Genomic DNA, 26,841 nt, shown 5'->3' with positions numbered 1-26,841 from the left:
CGCGACTCAGGGCGTGGCCAGGGCCTCCGTCGGTGCGAGGCGGGCGGCCCGGATCGCCGGGTAGAGGCCGGCGACCGCCCCGATCAGGAGCGTGGCGCCCACCCCGCCGGCCATCGCCCAGGCCGGTACCACCGAGGGCCACGAGCGGGTGCTGGCGTACACGGTCGTGACCGCGATGCCGAGCACCACCCCGCCCGCCCCGCCGAGCGCCGACAGCAGCAGCGACTCGGCCAGGAACTGGACCCGGATCTGCCCCCGCGTGGCGCCGAGCGAGCGGCGCAGGCCGATCTCCGCCCGCCGTTCCAGCACGGAGATGACCATCGTGTTGGCCACCCCGACGCCGCCGACGAGCAGCGCGACCGCGCCGAGCCCGAGCAGCAGCCCGGTGAACGCCCGGTCGGTCGCCCGCTGCGCCTCCAGCGCGTCGGAGGGGCGGGAGACCTCGACCTCGCTCGGCGACTCCGGGTTGGCGGTCGCGGCGAGCACCGCCCGGACCGCCTCCACGGCCGCGTCGTCCGAGCGGGTGTACAGCGTCGTGGGGTGGCCGTCGAAGTCCAGGTAGCCCTCCGCCGCCGCCCAGCCGACCAGCGCGGCGCTGTCGAGCTCCGGCGCGAGCGGCACCTCGTCCAGGATCCCGACGACCGTAAACCAGACACCCCCCACCGACACCTGGATGTCCGGGCCGGCCGCGCCGATGCCGAGCCGGCGGGCCGCCGACGCGCCCAGCACGGTCGCCGGGTAGCGGGACGTGGCCGCGTTCAGCCAGGTGCCGCTGGTGAGCTTGGCGCCGACGGTGCCGAGCAGGTCGAGGTGGGCCGCCTGCACGCTCATGCCGCCGGTCTCCGCCTCCGGTATCCGGTCGCTGCGGTAGACCTTCGTATCCGGTACTTTTCCGGTCGCGGCGACCTCGTTCACCGGGCCGATCCGGGCGACCATCGCCACCGACTCGGTGGGCAGCTTCGCGTCGCCACCGAAGATCGTCTTGCCCGGCCCGGCGGTCAGCAGGTTGGTGCCGAGCGTGGCCAGCTCGCGGTCGAGCTCGGCCCGGCTGGACGAGGAGATGCCGACCACGGCGGTCATCGCGGCGATGCCGATCGCGATGCCGAGCGCGGAGAGGAACGCCCGCAGCGGCCGGGTGCGCAGCCCGGCGCCGCCGACCCGGAGCACGTCGCGGGGGCGCAGCCGGGCGGGGGAGAGCACGGTGGCCACTCAGACCACCGCCCCGTCCAACATGGACACCTGCCGGGGCAGGCTCGCCGCGATGTCCCGGTCGTGGGTGATGACGAGCACCGTGGTACCCGAGGCGTGCAGCTCGCGCAGCAGCGCCATCACCCCGCCGCCGGCGGCGGAGTCGAGGTTGCCGGTCGGCTCGTCCGCGAGCAGCAGCGCGGGCTCGCCGGCCACCGCGCGGGCGATCGCCACCCGCTGCCGTTCCCCGCCGGAGAGCTCGTGCGGCCGGTGGTCCAGGCGGTGCGCCAGCCCCACCCGGTCCAGCGCGGCCTCCGCGCGCCGCTTGCGCTCTTTCAGGGGTACGCCCGCGTAGAGCAGCCCGTCCGCGACGTTGTCCAATGCGGACTGTCCACTCGCGAGGTGGAACTGCTGGAACACGAAGCCGATCCGGCGTGCCCGGAGCGCGGAGAGCTGGCGGTCGGAGAGGGCGGCCACGTCGTACCCGTCGATCCGGACGGTGCCGGCCGAGGGGCGGTCGAGCGTACCGATCAGGTGCAGCATCGTCGACTTGCCCGAGCCGGAGGGGCCGACGATCGCGGCCACCTCGCCGTACCCGACGGTCAGCGAGACGCCGCGCACGGCGACCACGCCGCCGGCGTACTCCTTCGTCACCCCGTCCAGCTCGACCACTGAAGGCGCTTGCTTGGTCCCATTCCGACGAGCTGCATGTGACGCCGTCACGACGGCATCCCCACGGTCACGCCCTCGGCGATCCCGTCGCCGGAGATCTCCACCCGGCCGGTGGCGAACATGCCGGTCTCCACCGCCACGATCCGGGTGGCCGCCCCCTCCACGACCTGTACCCCGTAACCGCCCTCGGCGAGCGCGAGCAGCGCGGCGACCGGGACGGTGAGCACGTTCTCCCGCTGGGAGGCGGTGAACGCCACGTCCACGGTCGCCTGGTCGAGGCCGGCCACCGCCTTGGCGTCGTCGACACCGATGGTCACCTCCACTGTGGTCGAGGCCGGCTCCTGCCCCTCGGCCGGCTTGATGACCAGCTCGGTCTTCGTGATCTTGCCGCGGGTCTCCGTGCCGTCCGGCAGCGTGACCGTGACGGCCGCGCCCTTGCGGGCCAGCCGCTGGTCGGCGACCTCAAGCTCGACGGTGACCACGCGCGCGGTACCCGTGTAGGAGACGACGGCCGTGCCGGGCTGGACGGCCTCGCCCACCTCGGCGTCGTGGCTGTCGACCCGCACCTCGCCGGCGGCGAAGACCACCCGGCCCAGCTCCACCGTCCCGGTCTCCGGCAGGCCGAGGTCCTCCTGCCACTCCTTCACCGCCTCGGCGGTCGCGCCGGAGTATTCGTCGTCGACCGTGAACCCGCCGTACCCGAGGGCCTTGAGGTTTTTCTCGAACTGGGTGACGTCCGCGCCCTCCGTGCCCACCGCGAGCGCCCGGTACGCCGGCAGCGACCCGTACAGCAGGACGACCGGCGCGTTGTCCAGCCGGTAGAGGGCCTGCCCCCGTTCGACCGTCGACCCCGTCGCCGGCAGGCCCGTCACCGTCCCGCCCGAGCGGGCGGCCGCCGAGATCGTCGCCCCGTACCCGAGCTCGCCGCTCTCGGCCTGGGTGTCCACCAGCGTCTGCCGGGTCACCTCGGCGGTGGCCGGCGGCAGGTCGCTGCTCGCCTCGCTGGGCGCGTCGCCGCCCGGCAGGCCGAGGCCGAACCCGGTGGCGGCCACCGCGCCGGCGACCACCACCACGCCCGCCGCGACCGCCACCCGGCCGGTCCGCCGCCGTCGCCGCCCGCTCACGACTCCTTCCGTTCGGTGGTCGTCTTCGGGCCGCCACCCGGCCCGTCCGGCAGCACCGAGCGGCACTTCTCCTCGGCCGCCCGGAACGCCGCGCTGTTCGGGTCGCCGACCTCGTCACCGTTGATCTGGAAGCCGGCGCCGCCCTCCTGCGGGTCCGGAAACTTGGGAACGCCGTTCTCCCGCATGCACTTGGCGTACTTGCGCATCTGCTCGAGCCGCTCCGGATCGACCTTCTGCGGTTCGCCACCGTTCGGCATGTACTTCTTGCACTTCGCCTGGGCGGCGTCGACCTTCGCCTTGTCGACCCCCTCGGGCAGCGCCAGCCGGAACTCGCCGCCCTCGCCCACCTCCGGGTCGGGAAACTCCGGTACGCCGTTCTCGCGCATGCACTTCGAGTACGCGAGGATCGCGTCCTTCTCGTCTGCGCCGGCCGGCTCGGCGCTCGCCGTGGCCTCCGGGGTCTTGCCGCCGGCCGTGGCCACCTGGTCGCCGCTGTCCCCGCCGCCGCAGCCGGCCGCGCTCAGGGCCACCAGCAGCCCGAGCACGACGCCTGTCCTGATCCGCATGATCTCTCCCTGACCGTCCTTGTCCCTGGCCGTCTTGTCCCCCGGCCGTCTTTGGATGGCGGCGGCCGGGCCATCCGGCCGCCATGGCCGAGTAGAGCGGGGCGGGGATCACGCGGGCGTTTCCGAAAACGATGACGCCGAAGTGACATCACCGTGGGTCACCATGGGGGTATGCGGATCCTGGTGGTCGAGGACGAGCCGCTGCTCGCCGGCGCCGTGGCCGAGTGGCTGCGCGGCGACGCGCACGCGGTCGACGTCGTGCACGACGGCGGGTCCGCGCTCGAACGGATCGACGTCAACGACTACGACGTGGTGGTGCTCGACCGCGACCTGCCGGTGGTGCACGGCGACGACGTGTGCCGCGCGATCGTGGCCGGCGAGTCCCCGGTACGGGTGCTGATGCTCACCGCCTCCGCCGAGATCGACGACCGGGTCGCCGGGCTGAGCCTCGGCGCCGACGACTACCTGCCCAAGCCGTTCGCCTTCCCGGAGCTGGCCGCCCGGGTCGTGGCGCTCGGCCGCCGCTCCCGCCCGGCCGCCCCGCCGGTGCTCCAGCGCGCCGGGATCCGGCTCGACCTGCACCGGCGCGAGGTGTACCGGAACGGGCGGTACGTCCCGCTGTCGCGCAAGGAGTTCGCGGTGCTGGCCGAGCTGCTGCGGGCCGAGGGTGCGGCCGTCTCCGCCGAGCTTCTGCTGGAGAAGGCGTGGGACGAGCATGCCGACCCGTTCACCCACGCGGTGCGGATGACGATCCTCAAGCTGCGCCGCAAGCTCGGCGACCCGCCCGTCGTGCTCACCGACCCGGGAGTGGGGTACCGGATCCCGTGAAGCTCACCCGACTCTCCCGGCTCACCATCCGCGCCCGGCTGACCCTCGTCTACGGCGGGCTTTTCCTCGTGGCCGGGGTGCTGCTGCTCGGCGTCACGTACGCGCTGCTCGCCCAGCGGATCCCCGACCCCGACCAGCGGGTCACGTTCAACGGCGGGGTGGAGGCGCCGGCGACTCCGGGCCCGGGCGAGGGCCCCGTCGGTGGCGTGGTCGAGTCGAAGGTCGTCGAAAACACCTGGGACGACGCGCTGGACGCGCTGCTCACCCAGGGCGGGATCGCGCTGGTGCTGGCCGGCGTCGCGGCGACCGCGCTGGGCTGGCTCATCGCCGGCCGGCTGCTCCAGCCGCTGCAGCGGATGACCGAGACGGCCGCGCGGATCGCCGACGCCCCGGCCGCCGACCGCGGCCTGCACGAGCGGATCGCGCTGGACGGCCCGCACGACGAGGTGAAGCGGCTGGCCGACACGTTCGACGTGATGCTGGAACGGCTGGACCAGTCCTTCGACGGCCAGCGGCGCTTCGTGGCGAACGCCTCGCACGAGCTGCGTACCCCGCTGACGCTCAACCGGGCGCTGCTGGAGGTGGCCGTGCACCGGCGCAGCGCCTCGCTGGAGGTACGGCAGCTGGGCGAGACGCTGCTGGAGATCAACGGACGCCACGAGCGGCTGCTCGACGGGCTGCTCGTGCTGGCCCGCTCCGAGCGCGAGGTCGTGGAACGCTCCTATGTGGACCTCGTGGACATCGTCGAACACGTGGCGGAGCAGGCCAAGCAGGGCCAGGTGACGATCCTCACCGAGGCCGGCTCGGCGCCCACGGCCGGCAACTCCGTGCTGCTGGAGCGCCTGGTGCAAAACCTCGTGGAGAACGGCATCCGCTACAACGTGCCCGCCGACGGCTGGGTCGGCATCACCAGCGACACCCTGCCGGACGGCTCCGCCGTGCTGGTGGTCAGCAACACCGGCCCGGTCGTGCCGCCGTACGAGGTGCCGCGCCTCTTCGAGCCGTTCCACCGGCTGGATGGCGACCGGCTCGGCTCGGCACCCGGCGCCGGCCTGGGGCTGTCGATCGTGCGCGCGGTGGCCCGGGCGCACGGCGGCGAGGCGACCGCCCGCCCGCGCGACGGCGGCGGCCTGGTCGTCACGGTCACCCTCCCCGCCGCCCCACGGTGATCAAAGCTCCCCTCACGTCGTTCTAGCGACTTGGCGGGAGCTTCGATCACGGGCGGGGACCGGTGCGAGACGCATGCCGGAGCCCGATTCACACCCGGACGCCGGAAAGGCGTCGGGAGAGCTGCGGGCGCAGCCAGAGCCAGGCCACGACGACGGCGAGGGCCAGGTCGAAGAAGGCGCCGGGGAGCTTGGTGAGCGCGGCGACGCCCAGCCCGTTCGGCAGGGTGAGGAACGCGAGCGCGCCGGTGGCGACCGCCAGCCAGCGGCGCACCGGGGCCTGCGCCGCCACGGCGAGCACGGCCAGGGCGGTGAGGGCGTACCAGGGGTAGAAGACCGGGGAGAGCAGCGCGAGCGCGGCGAGGGCGGCGCCGCAGTGCAGGACCACCGTGCGGGGTTGGGTGCGCCGCCGCCAGGCGCCGGTGGCGAGCGCGGCCAGGGCGAGCGCGAGGAGCCCGAGGCCGGACAGGCGAGCGGCGAGCACCGCGTCGTCCGCGCCCGCGCCGGCGCCGAAGCCGCGCAGCACGTAGCCGACGCTCATCCCGACCCCGGTCGGCAGGGATGTCCACTGTGTCTGGTCGGTGGTCCCGGAGACGGCCGCGACCCAGCCGACGCCGAGCCCGGTCGCCAACGACACGGCGGCGAAGGCGGCAGCGGCCGTGCCGCCGAGCAGCCACCGCCGCACCGGGGCGGCCACCAGCAACACGGCGAACGGCAGCGCCACCACCGCGGTCACCTTGACCGCCACCGCCAGCCCGAGCAGCAGGCCGGCACCCGCGGGCCGGCGGGGCGCGGCGGCCAGTGCGGCCAACACGAGGCCGGCGACGAGCGCGTCGTGGTGCGCGCCGGCGATCGCGTGTACGGCCACGAGCGGCGTGCACACCCCGAGCCAGGCGGCGCGGGCCGGCTCCACGCCGCAGGAGCGCGCCAGCCGGGGCAGGGCGACGGCGGCCAGCACCACCCCGGCGACCGCGACCAGCCGTAGCAGGCCGGCCGTCCCGAGCAGGCCGCCGCCGGCCGAGGCCGCGGCGGCGGCGAGGGCGATCGCCACCGGACCGTACGGCGCGGTCGCGTCCTGCCACACCGGCGCCACCGCCGCCACCCACGGGCATCCACCCTCGGCGGGACCGAGCGCGTACGGGTCGGCGCCGCTCGCGTACAGCCAGCCCTGGCAGGCGTACGAGTAGACGTCGCGGCTGCCCAGCGGCGCGGCCACGAGCAGCGGCAGCGTCCACAGCGCGCCGGTGACCGCCAGCGCGCGGCCGCCCACCTCGCCGGCCCGTACCGTCGCGCCGAGCCGCCACCAGGCCGCGACCAGCCCGGCCAGCCCCACCAGGCAGGCGGCCAACCCGATCTGGAACGGCAGCGGGGTCGCGCCGAGGCCGGAGCGGCGCAGGGCGGCACCCGGGTCGCCGCCCGGGAGGGCGCCCGCGGTGTACGAGCCCGCGGCCAGGAGCGCGGCGGCGGCGAACCCGCCCCACCGGGTGACCGTCACGGCGCCCGCCACACCGCGAGGACCTCGTCGCGGTGGTGGCCGGTCGGGCGGCTGTCCCGGATCTCGTGCCACCGCATGACCAGGCGTACCTCGACCACGGCCGGCCCGCCCGGGTGCCGCCGGGCGTACGCCTCGGCGATCTCCGCGAGCAGGGCCGGCTCGGCCAGGTACCGCTCCTGCTTGGCCTCCACCTCGGCCCGCCGGATGCCGGTCTCGACCTGGCCGAGCGGGACGGGCGTACCGGTCGCGAGCGTGCCCTCCACCCGCGGGTCCGGCGCGTCGTCGTCCGGCGGGTTGACGCCCGCGTACATCCGGAACGGCGCGAACGGAAAGTCGTCGTCCGACCCCCAGAAGGTGCCCGCCAACAGCAGCGCCAGCCCGGCGACGGTCGCCAGGACCCGGGCCGCGACACCGGCGCTCTTCATAGGAGACCAGCCTCGCGCCGCCAGGTGACAGGAGGCTGACGCCCGAACGACGTGGGGGAGAATCGGGGGCATGAGTGACGCTGTAGTGGTGGAGGACGCGCCGGCCAACCGGTTCGAGGTGCTGGTCGACGGGGAGGCGGCGGGCTTCGCGGCGTACCGGCGGAACGGGGCCACGATCTCCTTCACCCATACCGAGATCGACGAGCGGTTCGAGGGGCGGGGCCTGGGCTCGGTGCTCGTGCGCGGCGCGCTCGACGCGGCCCGGGCGCAGGGGGCGGCGGTGCTGCCGTTCTGCCCGTTCGTCCGCCGGTACATCTCGCGGCACCACGAGTACCTGGACCTGGTGCCGCTCGACCAGCGGGCCCGCTTCGAGCTGCCCGCGGACAACGGGGAGGTCGGTCAATGACGGTGCTGGACGGGCTGGTCGAGGTCACGTCGGACGAGGAGCTCAACGAGATCGTCGGCGGCGCGCCCACGGCGGCCGTGGTCGACAAGGTGCGCACGGCGTTGCAGGACGTGCACCGGCAGTGGCTGGCGGCCTCGCCGTTTTGCCTCATTGCCACCGCGGACGCGGAGGGTAACTGCGACGTCTCGCCGAAGGGTGATCCGGCCGGCTTCACGCTCGTACTCGACGACACCACGATCGCCATCCCGGACCGGCCGGGCAACCGCCGCCTCGACGGCTTTCGCAACGTGTTGAGCAATCCGCACGTCGGCTTGGTGTACCTGGTGCCCGGGCGGGGCGACACGCTGCGTATCAACGGCCGGGCGCGGCTGGTGCGGGACGCGCCGTTCTTCGACGAGATGGTGGTCAAGGGGCATCGGCCGCGGCTGGCGCTCGTGGTCGAGATCGACCAGGTTTTCTTCCACTGCGCCAAGGCGTTCATGCGTTCGAAGCTGTGGCGGCCGGAGACCTGGGACCCGGACGCGCTGCCCTCGCGGGCCAGGATCGTCCAGTGCGTCGAGCGCCCCGACGATCCGATCGAGGTGCTGGAAAAGCACTACGGCCCCGAGTACGCCAAGGGTTTGTACTGAGCGTGATTGTCTAAATTGTACTGAGTAACGTCACGAGAAGGTCACAACCGTTCTCCATGCAGTGACACCCATTGTCAGAAAGCGACAGGATCTCGCCTGTCGCGCCCTGCACAACAGGGCGCCTGCACTCCCGGAGGAACGGTACGTGAGAAAACACCCCAAGTGGGGTCGGCGTAGCGCTGCCCTGCTGCTCGCGTCGGGCGTAGCGGCAGGCATGACGATCGCGGGTCTTCCCTCGCCCGCCAGCGCCGATCCGACGGACTCACCTGACAACGTCAAGAGCGCACCGGCCGACACCCTCGACGCGCACGACGCCGACCTGCTGGCCCAGGCCAAGGCGAAGGGTGAGCAGCACGTCATGCTCATCGTCGCCACCGACAAGGGCGACGCCAAGGATGTCGCGGCCGAGATCGCCAAGCTGGGCGGCACCGTCGCCAAGCGGTACGACTCGATCGGCTACGTCCGGGCCCGCGTCCCCACCGGTTCCGTGGAGAAGGCCGCGAAGCTGCCGGGCGTCGCCGCCGTCGACCTCAACGAGTCGATCCGGCTGCCCGACCCGACCCCGGAGGCCGCGGCCGCCGCCAAGGGCGCGAAGGCGCAGACCGTCGCCGGCCCCGGCGCGGACACGCCGGCCGCCAACCCCTTCATGCCGACGAACGAGACCGGCGCCGTCAAGTTCAAGCAGCAGCACCCGACCTGGGACGGCCGCGGCGTGACGATCGGCATCCTCGACTCCGGTGTCGCCCTCGACAACCCCGCCCTGCAGACCACGTCCACGGGTGAGCGGAAGGTCGTCGACTGGTTCACCGCGACCGATCCGATCTTCGACGGCGACGGCACCTGGCGCGCCATGCTCACCACGGTGGACGGACCGTCCTTCACGTTCGCGGGTGCCACCTGGACCGCGCCGGCCGGCTCCTACCGGATCAACCGGTTCAACGAGGGGATCACCGCGGGCGGCGACCCCGCCGGCGACGTCAACCGCGACGGTGACACCAGCGACTTCTTCGGCGTGCTGTACGACCCGGCGACCAACGACATCCGGGTCGACAGCAACCAGAACCTCGATTTCACCGACGACGCCGTCATGCGGCCGTACGCGGAGAAGTTCGACGTCGGCTACTTCGGTACGGACAACCCGGCCACCGCGGTGCACGAGCGGATGCCGTTCACGGTCGAGTTCCGCGAGGACGTCGACACCACCCCGGCCGGTCTGCCCGGCGTCGCCGACTTCGTCAACATCGGCCTCGTGGAGAGCTCACACGGCTCGCACGTCGCCGGCATCACGGCCGCCAACGACATGCTCGGCAACCCGGTCTTCGACGGCGCCGCCCCCGGCGCGAAGATCGTATCCGGCCGCGCCTGCACCTGGACCGGCTTCTGCACCGCCGCGGCGACCATGGACGGCATGGCCGACCTGGTCATCAACCGTGGCGTCGACGTGGTCAACATGTCGATCGGCGGCCTGCCGGCGTTCAACGACGGCAACAACGCGCAGACGCAGCTCTACAACCGGCTGATCAACGACTACGGCGTACAGCTGGTCATCTCGGCCGGCAACGACGGCCCGGGCGTCAACTCGGCCGGTGACCCCGCGGTCGCCACCGACGTGGTCGGCGTCGCCGCCAGCGTCAGCAAGGAGACCTGGCTGGCCAACTACGGCTCGGCGGTGCGGGTCAAGAACGCGCTGTTCACCTTCTCCTCGCGCGGTCCGCGTGAGGACGGCGGCACCAAGCCGAACATCACCGCACCGGGCTCGGCGATCTCCACCGGGCCGATGTGGCAGGCCGGCGCGCCGGTGGCCGAGGCGGGTTACTCCCTGCCGCCGGGCTACCTCCACTCCAACGGCACGTCGATGTCTTCGCCGCAGGCGACGGGTGCGGCGGCACTGCTGCTCTCCGCCGCGAAGGCGACCGACCGGGGCGTTACCCCGGCCGCCCTGCGCCGGGCGCTCTACAGTTCGGCGAAGTGGATCGACGGCGTACCGGCGTACGGGCAGGGCAGCGGCATGGTCAACGTGCCGGGCGCGTGGCAGCTGCTGCGCGGTGGCGTACAGACCCGCACGTACACCTCGTCGGCGCCGGTCTGCACCGAGCTGTCCGACTTCCTCACCCCGCCGGACACGGGGACCGGCATCTACAACCGGTGCGCCGCGGCGAACGGCGGGCACAAGGCCGGACAGTCCAAGTCGTACACGGTCAAGCTGACCCGGACGAGCGGTCCGGCCGGCACCATCCGGCACAAGCTGAGCTGGCTCGGCAACGACGGCACGTTCTCCGCCCCGGGCAGCGTGGCGCTCCCGCTGAACAAGACCGTCAGCGTCACGGTGCGGGCGAAGCCGTCGGCGGGCGCGCACGGCGCGATCCTGCGGGTGGACGATCCCTCGACGTCTATCGTGGACTTCGAGGTGCTCAACACGGTGGTCGCGTCGAACGACGTGAAGAAGCCGAACTACTCGTTCAGCGCGAGCGGTGAGGTGGACCGCAACTCGTTCGAGACCTACTTCGTCACCGTGCCGCCGGGCGCGGCCGCGCTGCAGGTCAACCTCTCCGGCATCGCGACCGGCTCGCAGACCCGGTTCATCACGTTCAACCCGCACGGGGTACGGCAGGAGAACAACAACAGCCTGTCCTGCTACACGAACTTCTCCGACGCGGCCGCGTGCAAGCCGCAGGAGCGGTCGTACGAGAACCCGGTGCCGGGCGTGTGGGAGATCGAGGTCGAGTCCCGGCGCACCTCGCCGGCGCTCAACAACCCGTACCAGCTCACCGCGCGGATCCAGGGCGTCGCGGTGGAGCCGCCGGTGGTCGACCTGCCGAGCGTGACGGCCGGCGAGGCCAACCCGGTCAGCTGGAAGGTGACCAACCAGTTCGGACCGATCAACGTGTCGGCGCAGGGCGGGCCGCTCGGCAGCGCCTCGACCCAGCGTCCCACCATCGCCAACCACGACGTGCAGACGTTCGAGGTGGCGGTACCGGCGGGCGCGACCCGGCTCGACGTGCGGATCGGCAACCCGAGCGATCCGGGCGCGGACCTCGACCTCTATGTGTTCCTGGGTGACGAGGAGGTGGACTTCGACGCCGACGGTGACTCGGAGGAGTCGGTCTCCATCTCCAACCCGACCCCGGGCACGTACCGGATCGAGGTCGACGGCTTCGCCGTACCGTCCGGCACGACGGCGTACGACTACCGCGACGTGTTCTTCGCGACGGCGCTCGGCACCATCGCGGTGCCGTCGACGGTCGCCCCGCTGGCCAACGGCGCGTCGACCACGGTCAGCGGCACGGTCACGGTCAACGCGGCGCCGGCCGGTGGCCGGAGCTTCCTCGGCGAGGCGGTCCTCCTGACCGACGAGGGCGCCGTGGTGGGCCGCGCCGGCGTGGCGATCGGCTCGGTCGGCTAGCGCACGATCGACAGATGCACCGGGGCGCTCTCACCGCGAGGGCGCCCCGGTCGCCGTTCAAGAGAGTCTTTTCGAGCTACCGCGACGTCCGCGGTGGTCCGGACCGTCGCTCCCGCGGCCTCACCGTCCGCGGTCCACAACCCCGCGGCGGCGCGCCTGGGAATAGGCGGTCGGGTGTTGCCCGCAGGGGGGACCATGGGTCTATGTCGTTTCTGACTCGATGGTGGGCGCGCGCGACGGCCGTGCTCATCGGCATGGTGGCCGCGGTGCTCGTCCCGGCCGCGGCGTGGGCGGCCGACAACGAGGTGGTCCTGGAGGCTGCCCGGCGCCGGCCCCGCCTGGGCGGCTTCGGGCTCTTCGCCGGCCTCTGCTGCCTGATTGTGGTGGCGATCATCGTGATCAGCCTGCTGGCGGTGACCCGCGGGCGCCGCAACAAGGGGCGCTGAGGGTCAGTCGCCCTTGGCCCGGTGCTTCCAGCGCAGGCGAAACGGCATGACCGCGCTTTCGAACTTGGTCTTCGTGGTCATCTTGGAGGCGCCGCTGGTGCGCTCCTCGAACCGGATCGGCACCTCGATGATCGTGTGGCCGAGCTGGGTCGCCAGGTAGTGCATCTCCACCTGGAAGCTGTAGCCGTTCGACTGCACGCGGTCGAGGCCGATGTCGCGCAGCACGTCGGCCCGCCACACCTTGAAGCCCGCGGTGAGGTCACGGATCCGCACGTTGAGCAGGGTGTGGACGTAGAAGTTGGCCCAGCCGCTGAGCGCGCGGCGGTAGAAGGGCCAGTTTTCGTCGAGCTCGCCGCCGGGCACGTAGCGCGAGCCGATGACCACGCCGGCACGGGTGGACATGAGCGTGCCGAGCAGGCCGGGCAGTGCCTCCGGCGGGTGCGACAGATCGGCGTCCATCTGCGCCACGAACTCGGCGCCGGCGTCGAGTGCCCGGGCCATCCCGTCCACGTACGCCCGGCCGAGACCCTCCTTGCCCGCCCGGTGCACCACCGTGACCCGCCCCGGATTTTCCGCCGCGAGCTTGTCGGCGACCTCGCCGGTGCCGTCGGGAGAGTTGTCGTCGGCGATGAGCACGTGCAGGCCCGGCATGGGCAGCGTGAGGAGCCGCTCGACGAGTCGGGGCAGGTTATCCACCTCGTTGTAGGTGGGAACGACGACCGTCAATCGCGCGTCGCACCACGGGGCGGGCAACTCGACTGCATTTGTCACCGCGTTAGGGTAGCGCTCTAGCGCCGGGCACATCGAGGAGCACTGAGTGGAGCTGCTGCATTCCGGGAAGGTCCGCGACGTGTACGCGGACGGCGACGATCTCATACTGGTCGCCTCTGACCGCGTGTCCGTTTACGACGTCGTGCTGCCCACCCCGATCCCGGACAAAGGCGCGGTGCTCACCCGCCTGTCGCTGTGGTGGTTCGAGCAGCTCGCCGACCTGGTACCGCACCACGTGATCTCCGCGACCGACGTGCCGCCGGAGTTCGCCGGGCGGGCGATCCGCTGTCGCCGGCTGCGGATGGTGCCGGTCGAGTGCATCGCGCGGGGCTACCTCACCGGTCTGGGGTTAACGGAGTACGAGAAGTCCGGTGCGGTCTCCGGCGTACCGCTGCCGGCCGGGCTGGTCGAGGCCGACCGGCTGCCCGAGCCGATCTTCACGCCGACGACCAAGGCGCCGGTCGGCGAGCACGACGAGTTCATCACGTACGACGACGTGGCCGCCGAGGTCGGTGACGAGACCGCCGCGGAGCTGCGCCGGATCACCCTCGCGGTCTACCGGCGGGGTGCCGAGATCGCGGCCGACCGGGGGATCGTGATCGCCGATACCAAGCTGGAGCTGGGCTGGGCGCCGGACGGCACGCTCGTACTCGCCGACGAGGTGCTGACGCCGGATTCGTCCCGGTTCTGGGCGGCCGACTCGTGGCAGCCGGGGCGGGCGCAGTTCTCGTTCGACAAGCAGTTCGTGCGCGACTGGGCGACCAGCACCGGGTGGGACAAGCGGCCCCCGGCGCCGGAGGTGCCCGAGGACGTCGTGGCGGCCACCCGCGCGCGGTACATCGAGGTCTACGAGCGGCTGACCGGGCTCTCCTGGTAGACCCACCGGTCCCGGACGCGCGAGCCCACCCGCAGGTCGACGCGGCGGCGCACGTACCGGACCAGCGCGCGGCGACGCTGCTGCCGCTGCCGGCCCGCCCGGCCCACGACGCGCCGGCCCTCGCCGAAGCGAGGGCCGGACGAGCCTGAGAGCGGTCTCTCAGGTACGGCGCCACTTCTGGGCGGCGGTGCCGTTGCAGGTCCAGATCTGCAGCCGGGTGCCGTCGGCCGAGCTGGCCCCGCGGGCGTCGAGGCACTTGTTGGAGGCGACGTTGACGATGTCGCCGGCGGCCTCGACCCGCCACTGTTGGGCGCCGGTGCCGTTGCAGTCGTACAACTGCACGGCCGTGCCGTCCGCGGTGCCGGCGGCGGTGACGTCCAGGCACTTGCCGAGCGCGCGGAGCGAGGAGCTGGCGCCGCTGCTCCAGCTCTGCGCGGCGGTGCCGTTGCAGGTCCAGAGCTGCACGGCCGTGCCGTTGGCGCTGTTCGCGCCGGCCACGTCGACGCACTTGCCGCCGAGGCCGACGATCGCGCCGGCACCTGGCTGCGGGTTGCCGCCGCCGGTGTCCCAGGCCCAGGCCCGTACGTAGTCGACCGTGAGCGTCTGCGGGAACGTCGTGCTGCCGTCCGGGTAGCCCGGCCAGTTGCCGCCGACCGCGAGGTTGAGGATCAGGAAGAACGGGTGGTTGAAGACCCACTGGTTGCCGTTGAGCGAGGCCGGCGTGATGCGGAAGTACTGGTTGCCGTCCACGTACCAGGTGATCGAGTCCGGCGCCCAGTCGATCGTGAACGTGTGGAACGCGTCCGCGAAGCGCGGCCCGCTGTAGCCGCCGCCGATGCCGCCGGCGCCCGAGTAGCCCGGCCCGTGCACGGTGCCGTGCACGGTGTTCGGCTCGCGGCCGATGTTTTCCATGATGTCGATCTCGCCGCTGGTGGGCCAGTTGACCGGGGTGCCGAGCATCCAGAACGCCGGCCAGATCCCCTGCCCGAAGGGGAGCTTCATGCGGGCCTCGAAGCGCCCGTACGTCTGCGTGAAGGTGCCGGAGGTGAGCAGCCGGGCCGACGTGTACTCGCAGGTGCCGTAGTGGCACTGGAGGTTGGACGGGTTTTCCCGGCGGGCCGTGATCACCAGGTTGCCGGCGCCGTCCATCGCGGCATTGCGCGTGCTGTTCGTGTAGTACTGCCGCTCGTTGTTGCCCCAGCCGCCACCGCCGATGTCATACCGCCACTTGCCGGGGTCCGGGGCGGTGCCGGCCGCACCGTTGAACTCGTCCGACCACGTCATGGCCCCGGGCGCGGCGACCGCCGGGCTGCTCGCCGCCGGCACGACCAAGCCGGCCGCCACGAGCGCCAGGACCAACAGGGCTCTCCGCATCTGGCCTCACCCTCCTTGAACCACCCAACGAAATGCTCCGCTCCGCTCCGCGTCCCGCCGGGGCTCGATATGTAGTTAACAAACTTGGCAGATCGATAAACATGATGTCAAGAGAGCGTTTTCCAGTGGCATGTTGGAGGCGATACCGGGCGCTTTCGGTCGTGCCCCTAGGATCCGGAGCGTGCGTGACATCGCCGTGTTCAGCGGAACCGCCCACACCGAGCTAGCCGAGGAGATCTGCGCCCACCTCGACGTCCCCCTGCACCCCGTGCGGGTGTCCCGCTTCGCCAATGACTGCCTGGAGGTCCAGCTCGAGGCCAACTGCCGGGAACGCGACGTGTTCCTCATCCAGCCGCTCGTGCCGCCCGTACAGGAGCACCTGGTCGAGCTGCTGCTGATGCTCGACGCCGCCCGGGGCGCCTCCGCCGGCCGGATCACCGTCGTGATGCCCCACTACGCGTACGCCCGCTCGGACAAGAAGGACGCGCCGCGCATCTCGATCGGCGCCCGCCTGGTGGCCGACCTGCTCAAGACGGCCGGCGCCGACCGGGTCCTGGCCGTGACGCTGCACTCGCCGCAGGTGCACGGCTTCTTCGGCATACCGGTCGACCACCTGCACGCGCTGCGCGAGCTCGCCGCCCACTTCCGCCAGTACGACCTCGACGAAGCCGTGGTGGTCTCGCCCGACCTGGGCAACGCCAAGGAGGCCTCGCACTTCGCCCGCATGATCGGCACGCCGGTGGCGGCCGGGGCCAAGCAGCGCTTCCCGGACGACCGGGTGCAGATCAGCGCGGTGATCGGCGACGTGGTCGACCGGGACGTGATCGTGCTGGACGACGAGATCGCCAAGGGCAGCACCATGATCGAGCTGATGGAGCACCTGCGCGATCTCAAGGTCCGCTCGATCCGGCTCGCCTGCACCCACGGGCTCTTCTCCAGCAACGCCCTGCGCCGGCTCAGCGAGCAGGAGGGGGTACTGGAGATCGTCTGCACGAACACCGTGCCGATCCCGGCCGAGAAGCGGGTGCCCAAGCTGCGCGTACTCTCGGTGGCGCCGGCGCTCGCCGAGGCGATGCGCCGCATCCACAATGGAGAATCAGTGAGCGCCCTCTTCGGCTAAGACCGCGCTGATGCGCACGGTGGTGCCGCCCGGTCCGGTGTGCACTTCCATCCGGTCGCTGAGCTTGCCGGCCAGCCACAGGCCCCACCCGCCCGGCACGTCGGCGGCCGGCGGGGCGCCGGTGGAGAGCCGCGTGTCGTCAAAGCCGCCGCCGCGGTCGGAGACCTCGCAGATCACCTCGTCACCCCGGCGCCAGAGCCGCAGCCGGCCCTTGCCACCCCCGTGCCGTACCGCGTTGGTGAGCAGCTCGTTGACCGCCAGCACGAAGTCGTCCAGGCGCTGCCCGACCAGCCCCGCCTTGCCCACGCACGACGCGACCGCATGGCGCAGCCGGGTGACCTGGCTGCGCTCGAACGTCTCAGTGAGGAGCGGGACCGTGTCGATGGGCCAACCGTACCGAAGGGGTGCGGCCGCCGCCGTCTGGTGGTAGGGCCATCGCCGCCGGTCAGCCCCGAGTCTGACGACTCTCGCCGGCCGTGGACGGCTTGTGGGATGGTCAAGGGGTGCCAGAAAGCACCGCGAGGAGTACGGCCGAGATCCTCGACCGGCTCACGCGGACCGAGAGGCTGGGCAACCTGGGCTGGGCGGAGTGGGACCTCACCACCGACACGGTCCATTGGTCCGACCATCTCTACGAGATCTTCGAGCGGGACCGGGCGGCCGGTCCCGCCACCCTCGCGCGGGTCCGCAAGTACGTCCTCCCCGACGACGTGGGGCGCTTTGACAAGGCGGCCCAGGCGCTGATCGGCGACGCCCAGCCGATCGACGTCACCTGCCGGATCGTGGTCCCCAGCGGGGTACGGCACATCCGGGCGATCTTCGAGGCCGAGCGGGGGCGGGACGGGCGGGTCCGCGTGGCGTACGGGATCATGCAGGACGTCAGCGTCTTCGAGGCGGCCGAGCGTGACCGGGCCCGGCTCGCCGACATCGAAGCCGAGTCGGCCGAGCTCCAGGCCAGCCTCCAGACCGAGCACCGGGTCGTCGCCGCGCTCCAGCAGGTCATCCTGCCGGTGCCGGAGGGCACGGTGCGCCGCCCCGGCCTGCGGGCGGCCGTGCGCTACCAGCCCGCCGAGGAGCTGGCCCGGGTCGGCGGCGACTGGTTCGACCTGGTGCACCTGCCCGGCGACCGTACGCTCCTGGCGGTCGGCGACGTGGCCGGACACGGGATGCCGGCGGCCGCCACGATGGCCCGGCTGCGGCACGCGCTCTCCGCGCTCGCCGTCACCACCGACGACCCCGCCCGGCTGCTCGCGTACCTCAACCAGATGGTCTGCGACGACCCGACCGGCCCGACCGCGACCGCCGCCGTGGCCCGCTTCGACCCGGAGACCTCCTCGGTCACCTGGGCCCAGGCCGGGCACCCACCGCCGGTGCTGCTCACCCGGGCCGGGGCGACGCCGCTCGACCGGCCGGAGGGCATGCTTGTCGGCGCCCTCCGCGGCTCCGAATACGCGACGGCGGTCACCGAGCTGGCCCCCGGCGACACGATGCTGATCTTCACGGACGGGCTGATCGAGCGGCGCACGTACGACAGCGACTGGCTCGGCCCCGTGCTCCGCGCGGTCGCCGGGGCGGCCGAGCTGCCGCTGGAGGCCCTGCTGGCCCGCCTCCAGCCGGCGAGCGCCGACGACGACACGTGCGTACTCGCCCTGCGCGCGGTCGTCGATGGCTGACGAGCCGTCCGGCACGTTCCAGGTGCCGCTGTGGCGGGCGATCGCGGTGTTCCGGTTCGCCTCCATGGCGTACGTGGTGGCGATGTCCGCCGTCAACCTCACCGACTACGCTCACCCGCTCGGCGCCATCCCGGCGCTGGCCCTGCTCGTCGGCTGGTCGGTGGCGGCCGCGTACCTGTACGCCCGCCCGGCCTGGCGCGGCTGGCCGCTGCTCGGCGCCGACCTGGCCGTGACGCTCGTGCTGCTGCTCGCCTCGCCCTGGGTGGTCGGCCGCACCGCGATCGACAACGGCGTACCCTCCCTCGCCGTCGCCTGGCAGGCCGGCCCGGTGCTGGCCTGGGCGGTCTCCGGGGGCCGCCGCCGGGGTGCGGTCGCGGCCGTCGTCGTCGGCCTGGCGGACGTGAGCGTGCGGGCCAAGCTCACTCACGCCTCGGCCACCGGCCTGATGCTGATGCTGCTCGCCGGCGTGGCGGTGGGGCACGTCGCCCGCCTCGGCGTGGAGTCCGAGCAGCGGCTCCAGCGGGCGGTCGAGCTGGAGGCCGCCACCCGCGAGCGGGAGCGGCTGGCCCGCGGCATCCACGACTCCGTACTGCAGGTGCTCGCCCTGGTGCAGCGGCGCGCCGCGCACCTGGACGGCGAGGCGGCCGAGCTGGCCCGGCTCGCCGGCGAGCAGGAGGCGGCGCTGCGCGCGCTGGTGGCCGGCCGCCCGCCGCGGAGCTGGCAGCCGCCGCGCCAGGAAGCGCGGCGGCGCGCCCGGCCGCGGCAGCGCGCCGGACCGGAGGTCGACCTCCGCGCGATCCTCGACGGGTACGCCTCACCGGCGGTCTCGATCGCCGCGCCGGCCACGCCGGTCCGGTTGCCGGCGGACGTCGCGCACGAGGTCGGCGCGGCCGTTGGCGCGGCCCTCGACAACGTCGCCCGCCACGCCGGGCCGGAGGCGCGTGCCTGGGTCCTGCTGGAAGAGGAGGACGGCACGGTGACGGTGGCGGTACGCGACGACGGGCCCGGCATCCCGGCCGGCCGGCTCGCCGAGGCGGCCCGGGAGGGGCGGCTGGGGGTGGCGCAGTCGATCCGCGGCCGGATCGCCGACCTGGGTGGTGCGGTGGAGATCATCTCGGCGCCGGGCGAAGGCACCGAGGTGGAGCTCCGCCTTAGGGTGAGCCGGTGAGCATCCGCGTGATGGTTGTCGATGACCACCCCATGTGGCGGCAGGGGGTCGCCCGCGACCTGGCCGAGGCCGGATACGACCTGGTCGCCACGACCGGCGAGGGCGGTCAGGCGGTGCGGATCGCGCCTGCCGCCCGCCCCGACGTCGTGGTGCTCGACCTCCAGCTGCCCGACATCTCCGGCGTCGAGGTGATCCGCGGGCTGCTCGCCGCCCTCCCCGGCGTACGGGTGCTGATGCTCTCGGCCAGCGGCGAGGAGCAGAGCGTGCTCGACGCGGTGAAGGCGGGCGCGACCGGCTACCTGCTCAAGTCGGCGAGCACCGAGGAGTTTCTCGAGGCGGTACGCCGCACGGCCGCCGGCGACGCGGTCTTCACGCCCGGGCTGGCCGGTCTGGTGCTCGGCGAGTACCGGCGGCTGGCCAAGGGCGGCGGGCCGGCCGAGGACGGCGGCGCGCCCCGGCTGACCGAGCGGGAAACCGAGGTGTTGCGGCTGGTGGCGAAGGGGCTGTCGTACAAGCAGATCGCGGCCCGCCTCACGCTCTCGCACCGCACCGTGCAAAACCACGTACAGAACACGCTCGGCAAGCTTCAGCTGCACAACCGGGTGGAGCTGACCCGGTACGCCATCGAGCAGGGCCTCGACGGCCCTTAGCCAGCGATCACAGATGGGCGGCTACCGGCGGGCGGCCGGCACCGGCTGGGGGAGGCGCACCGGCTGGCGGCGGTGGGCGGACGCGACCTGGTGGTGGTGTTGTGGCTCGGCGTAGCGGGTCAGGCCGATCACCGCGGCCAGCGTGATCAGGAAGCCGATCATGGCGAGCCACTCCCGGCCCGGCCAGATCCGGTCGCCGAGGAAGAGCAGGCCGATGATGGCGGCCGGCACCGCACCCGCCGCGTCCATGGCGGCGACCGCGGCGGTCGTGGAACCGCGCTGCATGGCCAGGCCGAGCAGCAGCTGGCCGACCACCGAGTGGGCCAGCAGCAGGTACAGCAGGGGGTGGATCAGCAGCGCCTCGAACGAGTGCACGGCCGCGAGCGGGCGGGCCGCCACCGCCGCGCCGGAGAAGGCGAGGCCGGCCAGCGAGCCGAGCGCGACCGAGCCGGGCGCGCCGTGCAGCCGTGCCGCGAAGAAGCCCAGCACGCCGATCAGCGCGAGCGCGACCACCAGGGCGACCAGGCCGAGCGGCCCGATCCGCCGGGAGGGGGCCGGCTCGGCGGCGAGCACCAGCGCGCCGATGCCGGCGAAGAGCAGGACCAGCAGCCCCACCTCGGCCGCCGGGAGCCGCCACTTGAGGATCAGCACGCCGAGCACGGCGGTCACCCCGAGGCCGGCGGCCACGCTCGCCTGCACCAGGAAGAGCGGCAGGTCGCGGCGGGCCAGGAAGGCGAGCAGGAAGCCGAGGGCCTGGCAGGAGAGGCCGACGAGGTACGTACGGTGGCTGGCCAGGCGGAGCAGGAGCCCCGGGTCGAACGTGTGGTGCACTGTGGTGCGTGTGGCGGCCATCGACTGGAGGAGGTTGGCGACACCGTACGCCAAGATCATCGCTGCGAGGAAACACCAGCCGCCAGTGGATGCCACCCGGCGACTCTAGCGGGATTGTCCAGTCCCCGCCTCGTCGGCTCGCGTCGACCACCCGTCAGAGCGCCGCAATTCCCGAGGTGGAAAGGCGTTCGAGCAGGTCGCCGTGGAGCTTGCCGTTTGTGGCCACCGCGCTGCCGCCACCCGGTCCGGGCCGGCCGTCCAGATCGGTGAACGAGCCGCCCGCCTCGGTCACGATCGGCACCAGCGCGGCGACGTCCCAGAGCGAGAGTTCGGGCTCGACCATGGCGTCGAGGGCACCCTCGGCCAAGAGCATGTATCCGTAAAAGTCGCCGTATGCCCGGTTACGCCATGTCTGCCGGAGAATGCCGAGCATGGCGCCGAGGCGGCCATTCTCCTCCCAGCCCATCAGGTCGGAGTAGCAGAAGCTGGCGTCGGCGAGCCGGCTCACCCCGGACACCTTGATCGGCGTGGCCGCGGCGGTGTGCCGCCCCGCGTACGCCCCGTGGCCGACCGCCGCCCACCAGCGGCGCCCCAGCGCCGGGGCGGAGACCAGCCCCACCACCGGCTGGTCGCCCTCCATCAGCGCGATCAGCGTCGCCCAGACGGGTACGCCGCGGATGAAGTTCTTCGTGCCGTCGATCGGGTCGATCACCCACTGCCGGGTGCCCGGGCCGGCCGCCGCCTCGGTCGCGCCGTACTCCTCGCCGAGCACCGCGTCCCGCGGCCGGGTGCGGGCGAGGGTGGCGCGCAGCGCGCGTTCCACGGCTGTGTCGGCGTCGGAGACCGGCGTGAGGTCCGGCTTGGACTCCACGTGCAGGTCGAGCGCTCGAAACCGCGCGGTGGAGATGGAATCCGCGGTGTCCGCGAGCACGTGGGCGAGGGAGAGGTCGTCGGCGTACCGGGCCATGGCGGGAAAGGTAGCTGATCCCGGCACCCCGTACGCGATAGCGTCCCGGTTATGAGACCGGATGCGTTGTGTGGGTTGCTCGCCGAGCCCGACCGGCTCGCCACCTTCGCCGCCGTGGTGCTCGGCGCGGCCACCCCCTCCGAGGTGGCGGCCCGCACCGGCTTGCCGGCCCGCCAGGTCGTGGTCGCGCTCCGCCGCCTCGCCACCGGTGGGCTGCTGACCAGCGTCGACGGGCGCATCGTGGCCGAGGCCAACGCGTTCAAGGAGGCGGTGCGCGAGCACGCCCCGGTGCCGGCCGCCGAGGCGGACCTCGACCCGGACCGGGCCAAGGCGGCGGTGTTGCGGGTCTTCGTCCGCGCCGGGCGGATCGTGCGCATGCCGGCGGCGCGGAGCAAGCGGCGGATCATCCTGGAGCACATCGCGGCCTCGTTCGAGCCGGGCATCCGCTATCCCGAGCGGGCCGTGGACGCGATCCTGCGTGCCTGGCACGACGACCACGCCTCGCTCCGCCGCTACCTGATCGACGAGGGGCTGATGTCGCGCGAGGACGGCGTCTACTGGCGCAGCGGCGGCTACGTCGAGGTCTGACCGCCGCTCGCGCGGACTCCGCCCGCCCAGCCGTGCCCGCTAGCGAGCTTTCGGAGTCGGGGTGGCTTCGGCCACCGCGCCGCCGCCGCGCGGGCGGATGTGTGTGCGGGAGGCTCTGGAGCTGCCCCGTCTGTGCGTGCGACAGCGCAGCTGCCCCGCACCCGCCGTGGGCGTGACCGCGACCTCAGCGCGGACCTCGCCCCAGGGTTGGGCTTGTGTCGCGGAGCCGGCAGTGGAGGCCGGGGAACTCGGCGAGCGCCAGCTCGCCGCCGGCCGCAGTGGTGCCCGCGGAAAAGCACCCCAAGAAGAGCTCCGCTGCGCTCCACGTTTCCCCAGGGACCCCGCGCAAACGGTCCGCAGTGGCGCTCGCTAGAAGATCAACCCATTCCGTGATCGGTGTCGGTGGTGGCTGGTTCTGTGTAGATCGTGGTGCATCGGTGCCCCTCCGGAGGCAGTCGGGTACCACGATCTGCGTCGGGGGCTGATCTTGGAGTGTCGATCAAGGGAAAAGTGCTCAGGGGCGATCACCAGCGAGGTGGGCGGGTGCGGGCGTTAGGGAGCGGAGGGTGAGGCCTCGGGGTCGGGGTCGCCGGATCGTGAGGCGAGCAGGCGGCGGTACGAGCGGAGCCGGCGCTCGTCGGCGTGCCCGGCGGCCACCCAGGCGTCCAGCGCGCAGCCGGGGTCGTCGGCGGTGTGCTCGCAGCCGGGCCGGCACTCGACGGTCGCCTCGACCAGGTCCGGGAAGCCGTGCAGCAGGCTCTCCGCGGAGACGTGGGCGAGGCCGAAGCTGCGTACCCCCGGGGTGTCGATGATCCAGCTGGGCCTGTCGTCCGGGAGCTGGAGCGCGACGGCGCTGGTCGACGTGTGCCGCCCCTTGCCCACCGCGCTGACCGCGCCGACCGCCCGGTCGGCGTCCGGCACCAGGCGGTTGACGAGCGTGGACTTGCCGACGCCGGAGTGGCCGACGAGCACCGAGATCCGTCCGCTGAGCCAGGATCTGAGGTCGTCGACGTCGGCGTCCGGCCGGCAGAGCACGTGCGGGAGGTCGAGCTCGGCGTAGTAGCCGAGAACGGCGTCCGGCCCGGCCAGGTCGGCCTTGGTGAGGCAGAGCAGCGGGTCGATGTCGGCGTCGTACGCGGCCACGAGGCACCGGTCGATGAAGCCGGTGCGTGGCGGCGGGTCGGCGAGCGAGCTGACGATCACGAGCTGGTCGGCGTTGGCGACCACGACGCGCTCCAGCCGCCCCTCGGTCGTGGTGTCGTCGTCATCGGCCGTGCGACGCAGCACCGAGGTGCGCTCGGCGATCCGGACGATCCGGGCCAGCGCGCCCGGCGCCCCGGAGACGTCGCCGACCAGCGCCACCCGGTCACCCACCACCACCGACTTGCGGCCCAGCTCGCGGGCCCGCATCGCGGTGACGCCCACGTCGCCGACCTGGCACGTGTACCGCCCGCGGTCGACCGCGACCACGAACCCCTCGACCGCGTCGGCGTGCTTGGGGCGGGTGCGGGTGCGCGGGCGCGAGGAACGGGACGGGCGGACCCGTACGTCGTCCTCGTCGTACTCCCGCCGCTTCCCCGTCAGGATCCCTCCAAGGCGCTGCTGCTAGCTTCCGGCCGCCATTGCCGACCATAGCGCCGGGAACTCGGGCAGGGTCTTCGACGTGCACGCCACGTCGTCGACCTCGACGCCGGGGACGGCCAGCCCGATGACTGCGGCGGCGTGGGCGAGGCGGTGGTCGTCGTACGTCTGGAAGGGGGCGCCGCGCAGCGGCCGGGGGCGGATCTCCAGCCCGTCGTGGCTCTCGGTCACGTCGGCGCCGAGCGCCTTGAGCTCGCGGGCGAGCGCGGCCACACGGTCGGTCTCGTGGCCGCGGATGTGGGCGATCCCGCGCAGGCGGGACGGCGAGTCGGCGAGCGCCGCCAGCGCGGCCAGCACCGGGGTCAGCTCGCTGACGTCGGAGAGGTCGGCGTCCAGCCCATGCACGGCCCCGGTGCCGCGGACGGTCAGCCCGTCGGTGCCGAGGGAGACCTGGCCGCCCATCTCGTCGAGCAGGGTGCGAAGCCGGTCGACCGGCTGGGAGCTGGTACGCGGCCAGCCGAGCAGCGTCACCTGGCCGCCGGTGACCAGCGCGGCGGCGAAGAACGGCGCGGCGCCGGAGAGGTCCGGCTCGATGATCCAGGCGCGTCCGGAGAGCCGGCCGGGCTGCACCGCCCACACGTCCGGCGTGGTGTCGTCGACCGCGCCGCCGGCCGCGCGCAGCATCAGCGCGGTCATCCGCAGGTGCGGGGCGGAGGGGACGGGCGGGCCGGCGTGGCGCACGACCACACCCCGCTCGAACGCCGCGCCGGCCAGCAGCAGCCCGGAGACGAACTGGCTGGAGGCGGAGGCGTCGATCTCCACCTCGCCGCCGGGCACCCGCCCGGTGCCGTGCACGGCCAGCGGCAGCCCGCCGGTCTCCGCCGAGTCGATCCGGACGCCGAGCGAGCGCAGCGCACCGACCAGCGGGCCGAGGGGCCGCAGCCGGGCGCGGGGGTCGCCGTCGAACGTGACCGTGCCGGTGGCGAGCCCCGCGATCGGCGGTACGAAGCGCATGACCGTGCCGGCGAGGCCGACGTCGACGTGCGCCGGGCCGGCCAGCGGGTTGGGGCGGACCACCCAGCGGTCGTCGTCCAGTGTGGACACCTGTGCCCCCATGGCGCGCAGGCCGGCGGCCATCAGCTCGGTGTCGCGGGCGCGCAGCGGGCGGCGGAGCGTCGAGGGCCCCTCGGCGATCGCGCTGAGCACCAGGGCCCGGGCGGTCATCGACTTGGAGCCGGGCAGGCGCACCGTGGTCGCGACCGGGTCCTTGGCGGTCGGCGCGGTCCACGGCACGGGTGCGCGGGTGATGGTCGTGTCGGCCACCCGTACAGTCTGCCGTCCGCCGCGGACAACCGGTGATCGCCGTTCCGGCTTCTCCCGAGTGTCGAGACGGGCTGTGCTCGCAGCGCTCGCTGGGCGCCTCGGGCGGCCAGCTTCCGCCGCCTCGTCGCTGCGCTCCTCGGATCGGCGGTCGCCAGCCCGGGGCGCGGTAGCGTGAGCGGCATGTGCGGCCGGTACGCGACCACCCGCAGCGCGGCGGATCTGAGCGCGCTCTTCGAGGCGTACGACGACACGGCCGGCGCCCTGGCGCCCGACTACAACGTCGCGCCGACCGACCCGGTGCCGATCGTGCGGATGTCCACCTCGCGCGGGGAGCGGGTGCTGGCCCCGGCGCGGTGGGGCCTGGTACCCACGTGGGCCAAGGACGCCAAGGGCGCGGCCCGGATGATCAACGCACGGGCGGAGACCGTCGCCACCTCCGGCGCGTACTCGGCACCGTTCGCCAAGCGCCGCTGCCTGGTGCCGGCCGACGGGTGGTACGAGTGGCTGCGCCGGCCGGACGGGCGCAAGCAGGCGTACTTCATGACGCCCGCGCACGGCGGCGTGCTGGCGATGGCCGGGCTGTGGTCGCCGTGGGGCGAAGGGCTGACGTTCAGCGTGGTCACCACCGCGGCGATCGGCGACCTGGCGCTGGTGCACGACCGCATGCCGCTGCTGCTGCCATGGCAGCGCTGGGCCGGGTGGCTGGCCGGCGGGGGCGAGCCGGACGAGCTGCTGGCCGCGCCGAGCGACGAGTTCCTGGCCGGGCTGGAGATCCGTCCGGTGGGGCCGGACGTCGGCGACGTACGCAACGACGGCCCGCACCTCGTGGCCCGGGTGCCCGGGGCGCCACTCGGCGGGCCTCCCGAGGAACCGGTCGAGTTGACGCTATTTTGATCGTTAGTGTTTCTGATTGGTTACCGCGCTTCTGACGCACCGTGATCAGAAAAAGTACCGAGCGATAGCGCACGGGAGCGCTCCCATCACGCTGTGTGTTGATTTCCACTATTAGTGGTGAATGGACGCTTGGCCTTTCGGCCAGGATCTATGCAACCTCTTGAATTGCAAGCCGCGAATGCGATAGAACACAGCGCCGGCAGAGGTGTCGATTCGCACTGGGCGGACGGCAACGACCATTACTTCGCCGGTCCCACGGGGGAGGTGGGTGGATGACACGGGCGCGGATGCCACGCCCGCACGAGGTTGCCGCTGCACGGCGTGACCCGAGGTTGCTTCGGGCGCTGAGCGAGCGGCAGCTCGACGATGCGTGGCGCACGCGAGGCGTGTGCCAGAGCGTTGACCCCGAGACGTTCTTTCCGGCTCCCAGTGAGCCGGCGGACGCCGCGGTGGCGCTCTGCCGCACTTGCGACGTGCAGGGCGCCTGCCTGGCCTGGGCGCTCGAGGTGGGTGACTGTCACGGCGTCTGGGGCGCGACGACACCACGCGAGCGCCGGGCGATGCTCGTGGCCTGGCGCGGCCAGGTGCAGCGGGACGGCGAGGCGATGGAGGGTGCGGGCCCACCGGTCCGCGACCAGCTCCTCACCCTGGTCCCGTTACACACGCGCTGACCGTC

27 protein-coding genes are annotated in these 26,841 nt (G+C 73.1%); 14 read left to right on the top strand and 13 right to left on the bottom strand.

Annotation, left to right across the window (positions count from 1 at the left end):
* Nucleotides 1–6 precede the first annotated feature (6 nt).
* From RB614_RS31150 to RB614_RS31135, 4 genes are read right to left on the bottom strand one after another with little or no spacing between them, the layout of a single operon-like run.
* Nucleotides 7–1,209 carry an ABC transporter permease gene (locus RB614_RS31150; protein ID WP_308716256.1) on the bottom strand — a complete coding sequence of 401 codons (1,203 nt, stop codon included), beginning with the start codon at nucleotides 1,207–1,209 and terminating at the stop codon, nucleotides 7–9.
* Nucleotides 1,210–1,860: an ABC transporter ATP-binding protein gene (locus RB614_RS31145; RefSeq protein ID WP_308716255.1), complete on the bottom strand. Its 651-nt coding sequence runs from the start codon at nucleotides 1,858–1,860 to the stop codon at nucleotides 1,210–1,212. It lies immediately after the preceding gene.
* A gap of 47 nt (nucleotides 1,861–1,907) precedes the next feature.
* Nucleotides 1,908–2,984: an efflux RND transporter periplasmic adaptor subunit gene (locus RB614_RS31140; protein ID WP_308716254.1), complete on the bottom strand. Its 1,077-nt coding sequence runs from the start codon at nucleotides 2,982–2,984 to the stop codon at nucleotides 1,908–1,910.
* Nucleotides 2,981–3,550: a hypothetical protein gene (locus RB614_RS31135; protein WP_308716253.1), complete on the bottom strand. Its 570-nt coding sequence runs from the start codon at nucleotides 3,548–3,550 to the stop codon at nucleotides 2,981–2,983. Before RB614_RS31135 ends, RB614_RS31140 begins: the two co-directional genes overlap by 4 nt.
* Before the next feature lie 171 nt (nucleotides 3,551–3,721).
* Here RB614_RS31135 and RB614_RS31130 point away from each other — a divergent pair, with 171 nt between their 5' ends.
* On the top strand, nucleotides 3,722–4,378 hold the full coding sequence (locus RB614_RS31130) for a response regulator transcription factor (protein WP_308716252.1): 657 nt from the start codon (nucleotides 3,722–3,724) through the stop codon (nucleotides 4,376–4,378).
* The gene (locus RB614_RS31125) at nucleotides 4,375–5,547 is read left to right on the top strand and encodes a sensor histidine kinase (protein WP_308716251.1); all 1,173 of its coding nucleotides are present in this window, start codon (nucleotides 4,375–4,377) and stop codon (nucleotides 5,545–5,547) included. The genes RB614_RS31130 and RB614_RS31125 overlap by 4 nt, the downstream gene beginning before the upstream one ends.
* An 88-nt stretch (nucleotides 5,548–5,635) precedes the next feature.
* Here RB614_RS31125 and mptB read toward each other — a convergent pair whose 3' ends face one another.
* Together mptB and RB614_RS31115 are read right to left on the bottom strand one after the other, a co-directional pair.
* A complete protein-coding gene (mptB, locus tag RB614_RS31120) occupies nucleotides 5,636–7,039 on the bottom strand; it encodes a polyprenol phosphomannose-dependent alpha 1,6 mannosyltransferase MptB (RefSeq protein ID WP_308716250.1) in 1,404 nt (467 codons plus the stop codon).
* On the bottom strand, nucleotides 7,036–7,464 hold the full coding sequence (locus RB614_RS31115; RefSeq protein ID WP_308716249.1) for a hypothetical protein: 429 nt from the start codon (nucleotides 7,462–7,464) through the stop codon (nucleotides 7,036–7,038). The genes mptB and RB614_RS31115 overlap by 4 nt, the downstream gene beginning before the upstream one ends.
* A 70-nt stretch (nucleotides 7,465–7,534) precedes the next feature.
* Here RB614_RS31115 and RB614_RS31110 point away from each other — a divergent pair, with 70 nt between their 5' ends.
* The 4 genes from RB614_RS31110 (at nucleotide 7,535) to RB614_RS31095 (ending at nucleotide 12,348) form a co-directional block, all read left to right on the top strand.
* A complete protein-coding gene (locus RB614_RS31110; RefSeq protein ID WP_308716248.1) occupies nucleotides 7,535–7,870 on the top strand; it encodes a GNAT family N-acetyltransferase in 336 nt (111 codons plus the stop codon).
* Complete coding sequence (locus tag RB614_RS31105; RefSeq protein ID WP_308716247.1) at nucleotides 7,867–8,499, top strand: pyridoxamine 5'-phosphate oxidase family protein; 633 nt, start codon at nucleotides 7,867–7,869, stop codon at nucleotides 8,497–8,499. The genes RB614_RS31110 and RB614_RS31105 overlap by 4 nt, the downstream gene beginning before the upstream one ends.
* Nucleotides 8,500–8,644: 145 nt before the next feature.
* Nucleotides 8,645–11,902, top strand: a complete 3,258-nt coding sequence (locus RB614_RS31100; RefSeq protein ID WP_428983147.1) for a S8 family serine peptidase — start codon at nucleotides 8,645–8,647, stop codon at nucleotides 11,900–11,902.
* A gap of 203 nt (nucleotides 11,903–12,105) precedes the next feature.
* Nucleotides 12,106–12,348, top strand: coding sequence for a hypothetical protein (locus tag RB614_RS31095; RefSeq protein ID WP_308716245.1), 243 nt, complete (start codon nucleotides 12,106–12,108; stop codon nucleotides 12,346–12,348).
* A gap of 3 nt (nucleotides 12,349–12,351) precedes the next feature.
* Here the strand turns inward: RB614_RS31095 and RB614_RS31090 are convergent, their stop codons facing one another.
* The gene (locus RB614_RS31090) at nucleotides 12,352–13,119 is read right to left on the bottom strand and encodes a polyprenol monophosphomannose synthase (RefSeq protein WP_308716244.1); all 768 of its coding nucleotides are present in this window, start codon (nucleotides 13,117–13,119) and stop codon (nucleotides 12,352–12,354) included.
* A 46-nt stretch (nucleotides 13,120–13,165) separates the two neighbouring features.
* On the opposite strand from RB614_RS31090, the gene RB614_RS31085 reads away from it, so the two are divergent.
* The gene (locus tag RB614_RS31085) at nucleotides 13,166–13,996 is read left to right on the top strand and encodes a phosphoribosylaminoimidazolesuccinocarboxamide synthase (RefSeq protein ID WP_308716243.1); all 831 of its coding nucleotides are present in this window, start codon (nucleotides 13,166–13,168) and stop codon (nucleotides 13,994–13,996) included.
* Nucleotides 13,997–14,155: 159 nt separating this feature from the next.
* Here RB614_RS31085 and RB614_RS31080 read toward each other — a convergent pair whose 3' ends face one another.
* Nucleotides 14,156–15,370, bottom strand: a complete 1,215-nt coding sequence (locus RB614_RS31080; protein ID WP_308716242.1) for a family 16 glycosylhydrolase — start codon at nucleotides 15,368–15,370, stop codon at nucleotides 14,156–14,158.
* 181 nt (nucleotides 15,371–15,551) lie between these two features.
* On the opposite strand from RB614_RS31080, the gene RB614_RS31075 reads away from it, so the two are divergent.
* A complete protein-coding gene (locus RB614_RS31075) occupies nucleotides 15,552–16,490 on the top strand; it encodes a ribose-phosphate diphosphokinase (RefSeq protein WP_308716241.1) in 939 nt (312 codons plus the stop codon).
* On the opposite strand, the gene RB614_RS31070 is transcribed toward RB614_RS31075, so the two are convergent.
* Nucleotides 16,467–16,874 (bottom strand): ATP-binding protein, encoded by a 408-nt coding sequence (locus tag RB614_RS31070; RefSeq protein ID WP_308716299.1) that lies wholly within the window; start codon nucleotides 16,872–16,874, stop codon nucleotides 16,467–16,469. The two genes, RB614_RS31075 and RB614_RS31070, sit on opposite strands and share 24 nt — an antisense overlap.
* 119 nt (nucleotides 16,875–16,993) lie before the next feature.
* On the opposite strand from RB614_RS31070, the gene RB614_RS31065 reads away from it, so the two are divergent.
* Genes RB614_RS31065 through RB614_RS31055 form a run of 3 tightly spaced genes read left to right on the top strand, consistent with a single transcriptional unit; the run spans nucleotide 16,994 to nucleotide 19,981 of the window.
* A complete protein-coding gene (locus tag RB614_RS31065) occupies nucleotides 16,994–18,163 on the top strand; it encodes a PP2C family protein-serine/threonine phosphatase (RefSeq protein ID WP_308716240.1) in 1,170 nt (389 codons plus the stop codon).
* Nucleotides 18,156–19,331: a MacS family sensor histidine kinase gene (gene macS / locus RB614_RS31060; protein WP_308716239.1), complete on the top strand. Its 1,176-nt coding sequence runs from the start codon at nucleotides 18,156–18,158 to the stop codon at nucleotides 19,329–19,331. Before RB614_RS31065 ends, macS begins: the two co-directional genes overlap by 8 nt.
* Nucleotides 19,332–19,342: 11 nt before the next feature.
* The gene (locus RB614_RS31055) at nucleotides 19,343–19,981 is read left to right on the top strand and encodes a response regulator (RefSeq protein ID WP_308716238.1); all 639 of its coding nucleotides are present in this window, start codon (nucleotides 19,343–19,345) and stop codon (nucleotides 19,979–19,981) included.
* 21 nt (nucleotides 19,982–20,002) lie between these two features.
* Here RB614_RS31055 and RB614_RS31050 read toward each other — a convergent pair whose 3' ends face one another.
* Together RB614_RS31050 and hisN are read right to left on the bottom strand one after the other, a co-directional pair.
* On the bottom strand, nucleotides 20,003–20,872 hold the full coding sequence (locus RB614_RS31050) for a hypothetical protein (RefSeq protein WP_308716237.1): 870 nt from the start codon (nucleotides 20,870–20,872) through the stop codon (nucleotides 20,003–20,005).
* 94 nt (nucleotides 20,873–20,966) lie between these two features.
* Nucleotides 20,967–21,779, bottom strand: coding sequence for a histidinol-phosphatase (hisN, locus tag RB614_RS31045; protein WP_308716236.1), 813 nt, complete (start codon nucleotides 21,777–21,779; stop codon nucleotides 20,967–20,969).
* Nucleotides 21,780–21,830: 51 nt separating this feature from the next.
* On the opposite strand from hisN, the gene RB614_RS31040 reads away from it, so the two are divergent.
* Nucleotides 21,831–22,367: a DUF2087 domain-containing protein gene (locus RB614_RS31040; RefSeq protein WP_308716235.1), complete on the top strand. Its 537-nt coding sequence runs from the start codon at nucleotides 21,831–21,833 to the stop codon at nucleotides 22,365–22,367.
* Between the two features lie 552 nt (nucleotides 22,368–22,919).
* Here the strand turns inward: RB614_RS31040 and rsgA are convergent.
* Both rsgA and aroA read right to left on the bottom strand, forming a co-directional pair.
* Nucleotides 22,920–23,837 (bottom strand): ribosome small subunit-dependent GTPase A, encoded by a 918-nt coding sequence (gene rsgA / locus RB614_RS31035; RefSeq protein ID WP_308716234.1) that lies wholly within the window; start codon nucleotides 23,835–23,837, stop codon nucleotides 22,920–22,922.
* A 135-nt stretch (nucleotides 23,838–23,972) separates the two neighbouring features.
* Entirely contained in the window at nucleotides 23,973–25,271 is a 1,299-nt protein-coding gene (aroA, locus tag RB614_RS31030; protein ID WP_308716233.1) for a 3-phosphoshikimate 1-carboxyvinyltransferase, read from the bottom strand.
* Nucleotides 25,272–25,451: 180 nt separating this feature from the next.
* On the opposite strand from aroA, the gene RB614_RS31025 reads away from it, so the two are divergent.
* Together RB614_RS31025 and RB614_RS31020 are read left to right on the top strand one after the other, a co-directional pair.
* Nucleotides 25,452–26,165, top strand: a complete 714-nt coding sequence (locus tag RB614_RS31025; RefSeq protein WP_308716232.1) for an SOS response-associated peptidase — start codon at nucleotides 25,452–25,454, stop codon at nucleotides 26,163–26,165.
* Between the two features lie 272 nt (nucleotides 26,166–26,437).
* Nucleotides 26,438–26,836, top strand: a complete 399-nt coding sequence (locus RB614_RS31020) for a WhiB family transcriptional regulator (RefSeq protein ID WP_308716231.1) — start codon at nucleotides 26,438–26,440, stop codon at nucleotides 26,834–26,836.
* Nucleotides 26,837–26,841 lie beyond the last annotated feature (5 nt).

The organism is Phytohabitans maris, from assembly GCF_031085175.1.
Taxonomy (GTDB): Bacteria; Actinomycetota; Actinomycetes; order Mycobacteriales; family Micromonosporaceae; genus Phytohabitans; species Phytohabitans maris.
The sequence above is the reverse complement of the archived record's forward strand: the minus strand, read 5'-3'. Positions and strand labels throughout refer to the sequence as shown.

What these genes read in the sequence shown, in the direction of transcription:
- RB614_RS31135 (WP_308716253.1), bottom strand. Translation starts at nt 3,550, where the DNA reads ATGCGGATCAGGACAGGCGTCGTGCTCGGGCTGCTGGTGGCCCTGAGC.
- RB614_RS31130 (WP_308716252.1), top strand. Translation starts at nt 3,722, where the DNA reads ATGCGGATCCTGGTGGTCGAGGACGAGCCGCTGCTCGCCGGCGCCGTG.
- RB614_RS31115 (WP_308716249.1), bottom strand. Translation starts at nt 7,464, where the DNA reads ATGAAGAGCGCCGGTGTCGCGGCCCGGGTCCTGGCGACCGTCGCCGGG.
- RB614_RS31110 (WP_308716248.1), top strand. Translation starts at nt 7,535, where the DNA reads ATGAGTGACGCTGTAGTGGTGGAGGACGCGCCGGCCAACCGGTTCGAG.
- RB614_RS31105 (WP_308716247.1), top strand. Translation starts at nt 7,867, where the DNA reads ATGACGGTGCTGGACGGGCTGGTCGAGGTCACGTCGGACGAGGAGCTC.
- RB614_RS31095 (WP_308716245.1), top strand. Translation starts at nt 12,106, where the DNA reads ATGTCGTTTCTGACTCGATGGTGGGCGCGCGCGACGGCCGTGCTCATC.
- RB614_RS31080 (WP_308716242.1), bottom strand. Translation starts at nt 15,370, where the DNA reads ATGCGGAGAGCCCTGTTGGTCCTGGCGCTCGTGGCGGCCGGCTTGGTC.
- macS (WP_308716239.1), top strand. Translation starts at nt 18,156, where the DNA reads ATGGCTGACGAGCCGTCCGGCACGTTCCAGGTGCCGCTGTGGCGGGCG.
- RB614_RS31055 (WP_308716238.1), top strand. Translation starts at nt 19,343, where the DNA reads ATGGTTGTCGATGACCACCCCATGTGGCGGCAGGGGGTCGCCCGCGAC.
- RB614_RS31050 (WP_308716237.1), bottom strand. Translation starts at nt 20,872, where the DNA reads ATGATCTTGGCGTACGGTGTCGCCAACCTCCTCCAGTCGATGGCCGCC.
- hisN (WP_308716236.1), bottom strand. Translation starts at nt 21,779, where the DNA reads ATGGCCCGGTACGCCGACGACCTCTCCCTCGCCCACGTGCTCGCGGAC.
- RB614_RS31040 (WP_308716235.1), top strand. Translation starts at nt 21,831, where the DNA reads ATGAGACCGGATGCGTTGTGTGGGTTGCTCGCCGAGCCCGACCGGCTC.
- RB614_RS31025 (WP_308716232.1), top strand. Translation starts at nt 25,452, where the DNA reads ATGTGCGGCCGGTACGCGACCACCCGCAGCGCGGCGGATCTGAGCGCG.
- RB614_RS31020 (WP_308716231.1), top strand. Translation starts at nt 26,438, where the DNA reads ATGACACGGGCGCGGATGCCACGCCCGCACGAGGTTGCCGCTGCACGG.